Origin of the sequence: Spongiactinospora gelatinilytica, assembly GCF_003236385.1 — a bacterium.
Classification (GTDB): Bacteria; Actinomycetota; Actinomycetes; order Streptosporangiales; family Streptosporangiaceae; genus Spongiactinospora; species Spongiactinospora gelatinilytica.
In genome coordinates, this window is sequence record NZ_POUA01000918.1 from 1 (window position 1) to 405 (window position 405).

The 405-nt window shown below is 51.1% G+C and carries 1 rRNA gene; it reads left to right on the forward strand.

Features of this window, described 5'->3' with window-relative positions:
- Window positions 1-405, forward strand: a 23S ribosomal RNA gene (locus C1I98_RS46840); the annotation flags it as partial.

A 405-nucleotide genomic window follows, 5' to 3' on the forward strand; every position in this document is an offset into this window, starting at 1 on the left:
GATGCCACCATTAGGTGGCGTGATAGGAGAGCGTTCTAAGGGCAATGAAGGCAGACCGTGAGGACTGTTGGAGCGCTTAGAAGTGAGAATGCCGGTATGAGTAGCGAAAGACAGGTGAGAATCCTGTCCACCGAATGACTAAGGTTTCCTGGGGAAGGCTCGTCCACCCAGGGTTAGTCGGGACCTAAGGCGAGGCTGAGAAGCGTAGTCGATGGCTAACAGGTTGAGATTCCTGTACCAGTTGTAATGCGTTTGACCGATGGAGGGACGCAGGAGGCTACCAGATGCGCACTGATGGAAATGTGCGTGCAAGCAGTAAGTCTTGAGAAGAGTGAAATGCTTTTCTCTCTAAGGACAAGCTGTGATGCGGATCGAAATAAAGTAGAGAAGTCTGAGATGTCACAC